This window comes from Hydrogenovibrio sp., from assembly GCF_049975065.1.
Lineage (GTDB): Bacteria > Pseudomonadota > Gammaproteobacteria > Thiomicrospirales > Thiomicrospiraceae > Hydrogenovibrio.
Genome location: NZ_JBNGDN010000090.1, coordinates 934 through 7,966, shown reverse-complemented (window position 1 = coordinate 7,966; position 7,033 = coordinate 934). Strand labels below are relative to the sequence as shown.

Below are 7,033 nucleotides of genomic sequence, written 5' to 3'. Positions count from 1 at the left end.
AAAGTTGGGTTCATCTAGCCTTCGAGTCAGCCGACTTTCAGTTGCACTGGATATCAACACCATGGTGTCGTACTCCTTCGTCAGATCGTGCAGGCGGTGAGCGATGTTGACGGTGTCACCAATGGCGGTGTAAGTGTTGCGGAAACGGGTGCCGAGGTCGCCGATCATGGCGTCACCTGTGTGGATGCCAATGCGCACCTGAATCGGGCTTTGCGGATTCTTTTCGTTGTAGGTCTGCAACTTGCGTTGAATTTCCAGCGCACAGTCCAGCGCTTTTTGTGCATGGTTCTTTTGAGGAATCGGGGCGTTCCAGAAGGCCATGGCGGCATCGCCAATGTATTTATCCAGGGTGCCGTCGGCGCGGTAGATTTCTTCGGTAATTAAGGTGAGCACTTGGCGACTGATGGTGGAGAGTTCATCGGTGGTGAGGTGCCGCCCCATTTTGGTGAAACCTTCAATGTCGGCGAACATGACGGTGACTTCACTGATTTGCGGTTCTAATGGGTTTAAATCCGACGCCAGCAGTTTCTGCACAATGGCTGGGGAAACATAGCCTTGAAACAGTTTGGTGATTTTTTGGTTCTGTCGCTGAATCACCATCCATTCGTAGGGCACTTGCAATGTCACGATCAAGAGTATCGCTACCCAAGGTAAACTGGGTGAAAAATCCAATTGTTGCTGCCAGCCCCAAGCCGCCAAACCCAACCATGCGACGGCCAGAACCAACGCCCCTAGCAACGCATAAATTGGATGCCAGCGCGTCAGCCACCAGGCAACCAGCAAAACAGCGATCAACCCATAAGCCAGTGCCAACGCCTGAAAATGAGTGATATAAATTGGCTCAGGGTGTAAAAGATGATTCAACATTTCGGCATGAATCACCACCCCGGGTAACCAAGGATGAATGGGGGTGGTGACACGATCAGACAGACCCAGAGCACTGGAGCCGATAAAGAGTGTTTTGCCATCTAAAAATCCCGGTGGCACTTCGCCCATTAACACGGTTTGCGCCGGAATGCTCGGCCAGTCACGATAGGGAATCTTATAAGGAATTCGCTCAATCGATTTGTGGGTGGAATGACTCGCAACTTGCTTTTTGACCGCACTTTGCCCTTGTGTCAAGCGATGCAAGGCTAAAGCGAGATTTGGCCAGGCCTGGCCATTCCACTCAATCGCACGGGGAATTTGTCGAATGACGCCATCGGCCTCCACCAGCGGGGTGATGTGACCGATACACTGTGCGGCTTCCGTCAGCTGTCGGTGATTGGCAATGTAGCCCGTAGCGGGTAAAAGTGGTTCCGCTTGGCTTTCTGGTATGCTGTCGAAAGCGTCGTGGCGCTTGGGGAGTGTGCCGATTTCACGTGTTTGCGGATTCTGTTCGAGATCAAAGGCCACCGCCAGACAGATGGGGTATTGCTGCAACAGGGCGGCGAGTTCCGCATCCCCCTTGGCCTCCTTTGGCTCCGGCAGCACCATATCCAGCGCCACACCCTTAGGGTGGTGGTCGGTAAACAGCGTTTGCAACAACTGGGCTAATAACGCGCGTGGCCAGGGCCAATCCCCCAGTGTCTGCAGGGAGTTATCATCTATGTCTATCAAAACGATGTCATTGACGGTTTGCGGGCTGGACAACCATTGTGTCAGAACGTCGCCCAGAAGCCAGTCGGTTTTTTGTAATGCCTTTGGGGCATAAGCGAGTATAATGACCGCCGTAATTGTGATCAGCGCGATCCAGATTCGGACGTGTTTGGCTTGTTTTAACAGGCGTTTTCTCATGAAGCCACTGCGTTTCCGTTGGTCATTAAACGTTTGAGATGTGGCATCGACCACGGTGTTTTAAATTTGTTTTTGTTGTCGTGAATGAAATCTGAAAAAAAATCTTATCCATTAAACGAAATCCCATTGCTATCGGAGTTAAGTGACGACAGCTTGGCGGATGTTCACCGCAAGATGAAGACGGTTCGCTATAAAAAAGGCGATGTGGTTATTTTAGCGGGTGACGAAAGTGATAGCCTGATTTTTTTGCTGGAAGGCGAGCTGAATGTGGTGGACACCACCGAAGAAGGCGAAATGGTATGGCTGGCGACGATTAAATCCGGCATTCATTTCGGCGAGCTGGGGTTGATTATCGGCCAGAAACGTTCGGCCACGGTGATTGCGGTACAAGAATCGGTGGTGGGCTTTCTGCCGCGCGGCGATGCGTTGAATCTGATCTTGAATCAACCGACAGTGGCGTGGAAGCTGATGCATCGCATGGCGAAAATCATTGAAAAAACCAATGCACAACTGGCCATTGTGAACTTGTCAAACGCCCGGGACCGCATCGAAGCCCTGCTGTCGGAACGTGCCGAAACCTATGCCAACGGCATGGTGGTGATTGAAAACCTCCCCTCTCAACAGTCGCTGGCAAAAATGGCCAACACCAGCCGCGAAACGGTTTCGCGCATTATTTCCAAGCTGATTAAAGAAGGGGTTCTGGAAAAAGATTATCGCCGTTTGATTGTGCGCCAGCCGGAAAAACTGAAGGGGTTAACAGCGCCTTAATCCACTCACTTCCGGTTTTGCCACCATTGTGGGGGTATACTGAACTTTCTAACCTTGAACTCAATCCCTAATATTCATTCGCTAAACGTCACACGCTGCGCCAACTCTATAAAATAATCACGCGACCAAATATCCAGCACACTCATGCCAACGCCTCCAATACCTGACGCAACGCCTTAAATTGACGCGGCTTATGGCCTGAAGACACATAGGCATTGAGTACTGACGCATCAAAATCGCGCAATCCCTCTTCATCCAAGCGTAAATCTTCAAACAAAAACGCCCGCATGGATGCCTTACCCACGGCTTTTAAATGCCGAGTGAGCAACACCTTGTCACACACCGCTTTCGTTGGGCTGGCCATCCAAAAATGCTGTTCCCCCTCGGCTTCAATCGTTAAGCCCACAGGAAACAAGCTTTCTGGCACCGTCACGTAAGAAAAGCGACCCAACGAATTTTCCAGCGCCCGCCCGCGCCCCGTGCATACCGACGTCACTTCAACCACTCGCTCAGGAATCAAACCGTGCCACGCCAACGCATACTCTAGAGAAACGCACGAAGGCCCGTACAACCGATTGGCCATTAAAGGCAAACACAAAGCCCCCTGGCGCCAAGGCGAACCGACCACATACAAACCGCGTTTTAATGAAATCAACACGCCAGACGCCAACCACTGCGAAATTTTATCATTCGGACGCGCGTAATCAGACAGGAGCGACAATAAAGCGCCATGAGAAAAAGGGACCGAACCAAAAGAAGCTAAACGAAACTCAAGCATAAAAACTCAATTTTGAATATATAATCGAAAATTATCCGATTAAGCCATCAAAATTGCAACTCTTATAACAATCGAGAAAGGCCTCACACCGCCTTAATCTACCGACTTCCGGTTTGACGGTTTAACCACCATTGTGGGTGCATACTGAACTTTTTTATCAGAAACATCGGTAGTCGTCGATGCCCTTTGCCCAAGCGGTAACCGAGATATTTCATGGCATTGCGCGCGACAAAAGCCGGCAGCAGATCATAACGCCGTTCCTGACGCAGCAAACCCCATTCAGACATGAGATACCGCCGCCCTTCCCCTTCCGCCTTGCCAAACGGTGCCAAAACGCTGGCTTGCATTTGATGAAACGCGCCAATATCAAAATAACGTTGAAACTCTTGCACGATCGAGTAATTGTGTGAGTGATGCGCCTGCGCTTCCGCGACATAGGCTAGAGCGTAACCCGCTTGCAAAAGTTTCGCACCGGCATAAGAATCTTCGCCCAACAAAATGCCTTCGGGAAACCAGTCGATGTCATTCATGGCCGAACACCGATAGGCGGCGAACGAATTGGACAGAAACGCGGCTTTCAAACCGAACTGCAACCGGTCCGACCAAGTTCGAACATAACTGGTTTCAGGGTAATTGAACTGGCGCAGGTGGCGGGCAAAAAAACGCGCGTCCGGGTGCGGTAACTGTCGGCCGAAAGCGGCGGCAATGGCGGGATTTTCAAAGACGGCCACGAGACGTTCAATATCGGCAAGGGACACAGGTCGCGCATCCTGAGTTAAAAACACCACCACCTCCGCCTGACACTGTTTTGCCGCACGAGTGCGCGTCCCGCCATGATCAAATTCACGCTTGGGGATGACGGTTAAATCGTCCTCCAAACCCCATTCTGCGAGACGCTCGCGAGTTTCATCTGTAGACGATGAATCGTACAAAATGGTTTGAATATGCGGTGCCTGCTGTAACGACGATAAAAACGCCCTGTAATCGTCGGTTAAATGACGTTCGGCGTTATAAAACGGAATGACAACGCAAAGGCGAATACCATCTGTCATTCAGTCACTCGCTGGTAAGACTGATCCTGAACAGCGCGCCACCAGGCTTCGTTTTCCAGATACCATAATACGGTTTTGCGCAGGCCGGATTCAAAGGTTTCCTGAGGCATCCAGCCCAGCTCCGCTTGGATTTTGGAGGCGTCAATGGCATAGCGCATATCATGACCGGGGCGGTCTTGAACAAAGCGAATCTGCTCGGCATAAGACATGGCTTTGGGTTGAATGTCGTCAAGCAAAGCGCAAATGGTTTGAACCACATCCAAATTGCGTTTTTCATTATGCCCGCCAATATTGTAGGTTTCCCCCACCCGGCCTTCGAGTGCCACCAACACCAAGGCGCGGGCATGATCGTCAACATAGAGCCAATCGCGAATTTGATTGCCTTCGCCATAGACTGGCAATTCCTTACCGGCCAGCGCATTGAGAATCACTAATGGAATCAACTTTTCAGGAAAGTGATAAGGGCCGTAGTTATTGGAACAATTGGTCACCAACACCGGCAGCCCGTAAGTGCGATGCCAAGCGCGCACCAGATGGTCACTGCTGGCTTTGGACGCCGAGTAAGGCGAGCTGGGGGCATAGGGCGTATTTTCGGTGAACAAGGTCGCCAGCACCTGTTCCGGCGGCGCAGTGGACTCATCCGGGTGCGGCAGGTCACCATAGACTTCGTCCGTGGAGATATGGTGAAAACGAAAGGCGGTGCGTTTGGCTTCCGGTAACGCTTGCCAGTAAGTCCGCGCCTGTTCCAAAAGGGTGTAGGTGCCGACGATATTGGTCTGAATAAAGGCGGCGGGGCCGTCAATGGAACGATCCACGTGCGACTCCGCCGCCAAGTGCATGACAATATCCGGCTGATGACGTTCAAAAACCGCTTTGACCGCCGGTGCATCGCCAATGTCCACCCGTTCAAACGCATAGCGCGGATCATCGCTGACACTCAGCAACGATGTCAGGTTACCGGCATAGGTCAGTTTGTCCAGATTGACAACCCGATGCGGGGTTTGTTGAATGAAATAACGCACCACCGCCGAGCCGATAAACCCCGCGCCGCCGGTGACTAAAATGGTTTTGATACTCATAAATTCTGCCTTAAACGCTTTATTTTGCTGTCGCTTTAACGGTTCGATTGCAAGGCGTTTAAACACGCTTGCAATGAGGCACGCCAATGGGGAATCGCCAGCTTGAAATCCGCTTTGATTTTGCGTTTGTTCAGCACACTGTAAGCCGGACGTGCCGCTTGGGTGGGGAATTCAAAGGTTTCGATGGGCGTGACCTGAATCGGTAAGCCTTGTAACTCAAACGTGGCGACGGCTAGATCGTACCAACTGGCCACGCCTTCATTACTGTAATGATAAATCGTCATATCTGGTGGACTCGATTCGGAATCAAAGTGTGCCATCATGCTCAACAACACCTGCGCCAAATCCCCTGCATAAGTGGGCGAACCGACTTGATCGCTGACCACTTTCAGGGCATCGCGTTGCTCGGCCAGACGTAGCATGGTTTTGACAAAATTACCACCGAATTCTGAATAGACCCAACTGGTTCGGACGATGGCACCAAAGGGCGACGTTTCAAGCAGCGCCTGCTCACCTTGGTGCTTGGTGCGTCCGTAGACGCCTAGCGGATTGACTGCATCACTTTCCAGATAAGGCCGACACTGGGTGCCGTCAAACACATAATCGGTACTGACATGCAACAACACCCAGCCTTGTTCCTTTGCGATTTCACCGAGTTGTTGAACCGCTTGATGATTCACCGCTGCGGCCAAAGCGACCTCGGTTTCCGCCTGATCGACCGCCGTGTAGGCGGCAGCGTTAATCACATAATCATACGACCGTGTGGCAAAAAATGCCTGAATGGCGCGGTCGTCGGTTAAATCCAGTTCCGCACGCCCGACAAAGTCAACCTGAAACGCGGGAAAGTCTGCAGCCACTTTTCGGATAGATTGCCCCAACTGGCCTTGTGCACCTGTCACCAGTACGCGCTTAGTCATAATAATTCACGCAGTAATCGAACATTTTCGGTAAATCCACCAGGCCTGGGTGTTTCGTGTCTTTTTCCGATAAACACAGAGCATCAGACGGCAGTAGCCAGTCAATGTTTAAGGCCGGGTCGTCAAACGCCAAACCAAAATCGTGTTGCGGCGCATAGTAGTTATCCACCTTATACGCAAACACGGCGCTGTCGCTCAACACCACAAAGCCGTGGGCAAAGCCTCTGGGCACAAACAGCTGGTGTTTGTTTTCCGAACTCAATTCCACGGCAACCCATTGACCGTAAGTGGGGCTGCCGACGCGGATATCGACCGCCACATCCAGAACACGCCCTTCCACCACCCGCACCAGTTTGCTTTGACTGTAAGGCGCGGTTTGAAAGTGCAACCCGCGCAACACACCGTAAGCGGACTTGGATTCGTTATCCTGCACAAACGACACCGAAAATCCCAATGCCTGTGTTAATAAATCTTCACGAAAGGTTTCGACAAAATACCCCCGTTCGTCACCAAACACTTTGGGTTTGATGAGAATCACCTCAGGAATCGACTGTTTAACGAATTCCATGCACTCGCACCTCTTCCGCCCGCTGCATCAAATAGGCGCCGTACTGGTTCTTTAACAATGGCTGCGCCAGCTCAATCAATTGCGCTTTGGTAATG

General features: G+C 51.5%; 8 protein-coding genes. 1 reads left to right on the top strand and 7 read right to left on the bottom strand.

What is annotated here, in order from left to right:
- The coding region (locus ACP5D0_RS09165; RefSeq protein WP_472365443.1) for a CHASE2 domain-containing protein at positions 1-1,776 on the bottom strand (1,776 nt) is incomplete at its 3' end.
- A gap of 126 nt (positions 1,777-1,902) precedes the next feature.
- Here ACP5D0_RS09165 and ACP5D0_RS09160 point away from each other — a divergent pair.
- Positions 1,903-2,544, top strand: a complete 642-nt coding sequence (locus ACP5D0_RS09160; protein ID WP_472365442.1) for a Crp/Fnr family transcriptional regulator — start codon at positions 1,903-1,905, stop codon at positions 2,542-2,544.
- A gap of 142 nt (positions 2,545-2,686) precedes the next feature.
- Here the strand turns inward: ACP5D0_RS09160 and ACP5D0_RS09155 are convergent, their stop codons facing one another.
- The 6 genes from ACP5D0_RS09155 to ACP5D0_RS09130 form a co-directional block, all read right to left on the bottom strand.
- On the bottom strand, positions 2,687-3,265 hold the full coding sequence (locus tag ACP5D0_RS09155) for a type IV toxin-antitoxin system AbiEi family antitoxin domain-containing protein (protein ID WP_472365441.1): 579 nt from the start codon (positions 3,263-3,265) through the stop codon (positions 2,687-2,689).
- 155 nt (positions 3,266-3,420) lie between these two features.
- Positions 3,421-4,374, bottom strand: coding sequence for a glycosyltransferase family 2 protein (locus tag ACP5D0_RS09150; RefSeq protein ID WP_472365440.1), 954 nt, complete (start codon positions 4,372-4,374; stop codon positions 3,421-3,423).
- Entirely contained in the window at positions 4,371-5,453 is a 1,083-nt protein-coding gene (gene rfbB, locus ACP5D0_RS09145) for a dTDP-glucose 4,6-dehydratase (protein ID WP_472365439.1), read from the bottom strand. Before rfbB ends, ACP5D0_RS09150 begins: the two co-directional genes overlap by 4 nt.
- 35 nt (positions 5,454-5,488) lie before the next feature.
- Positions 5,489-6,370, bottom strand: coding sequence for a dTDP-4-dehydrorhamnose reductase (gene rfbD, locus ACP5D0_RS09140; protein WP_472365438.1), 882 nt, complete (start codon positions 6,368-6,370; stop codon positions 5,489-5,491).
- Entirely contained in the window at positions 6,363-6,938 is a 576-nt protein-coding gene (gene rfbC / locus ACP5D0_RS09135; protein WP_472365437.1) for a dTDP-4-dehydrorhamnose 3,5-epimerase, read from the bottom strand. Before rfbC ends, rfbD begins: the two co-directional genes overlap by 8 nt.
- A partial coding sequence (locus ACP5D0_RS09130; RefSeq protein ID WP_472365444.1) for a hypothetical protein occupies positions 6,925-7,033 on the bottom strand: 109 nt, incomplete at its 5' end. The genes ACP5D0_RS09130 and rfbC, both read right to left, overlap by 14 nt.

Coding starts and splice junctions, on each gene's coding strand:
- ACP5D0_RS09150 (WP_472365440.1), bottom strand. CDS start 4,374: ATGACAGATGGTATTCGCCTTTGCGTTGTCATTCCGTTTTATAACGCC.
- rfbB (WP_472365439.1), bottom strand. CDS start 5,453: ATGAGTATCAAAACCATTTTAGTCACCGGCGGCGCGGGGTTTATCGGC.
- rfbD (WP_472365438.1), bottom strand. CDS start 6,370: ATGACTAAGCGCGTACTGGTGACAGGTGCACAAGGCCAGTTGGGGCAA.
- rfbC (WP_472365437.1), bottom strand. CDS start 6,938: ATGGAATTCGTTAAACAGTCGATTCCTGAGGTGATTCTCATCAAACCC.